1 protein-coding gene is annotated in these 548 nt (G+C 42.5%); it reads right to left on the bottom strand.

The features are described from left to right. Window positions 1-295: 295 nt before the first annotated feature. Window positions 296-548 (bottom strand): thioesterase domain-containing protein (locus tag ACLO87_RS16970; protein WP_430224367.1); only part of this gene is annotated, 253 nt, incomplete at its 5' end.

The following is a 548-nucleotide window of genomic DNA, read 5'->3' as shown; positions in this document are numbered from 1 at the left end:
ATTTCATTATTACTGGGCGACGCCAGAGGATACTCGGGAAAATGAGCTTCACTTCCCTGTTTAATATTCAGTGATGACATGGGGTATAACCTGAAAATGAGTCCAATAAGAGTAAATCTCCACGGCCCCCACTCTACCAGTTGGTGAGATTTATCCGAAGCTGAAGTTTGTAAATTACTCCCACTGAATGCAACATTCACTCTATTTCAGAGAAATACCCACCAAATTTATAAATTAAACAAATGATAAACCCATAACTATTTTCTGTAATTATGGGTTTATAGATAATATAAATTTACTTATTTAGCGTCGCACGAATAATCGGCCCAATTTTTTCAAACGCCACCGGAGAGATAATATCCACATGCGCACAATCCTGACGATAGATATCCAGCTCAGCAATCCACGGTGCCCAGGCCTGTTCAGGAGTCATACCTTCCTGAAGCGTGCGTTCGGCAACAAATAGCGTCGCTTTACCATCAAACGCTACGCTATGAGCTGTCGTCAGCAGGCGCACAGCATCAGCGTAGTTGCCTTCAATGGTGGTA

Source organism: Paenalcaligenes sp. Me52 (genome assembly GCF_050487965.1).
Classification (GTDB): domain Bacteria; phylum Pseudomonadota; class Gammaproteobacteria; order Burkholderiales; family Burkholderiaceae_B; genus Paenalcaligenes.
The sequence above is the reverse complement of the archived record's forward strand: the minus strand, read 5'-3'. Positions and strand labels throughout refer to the sequence as shown.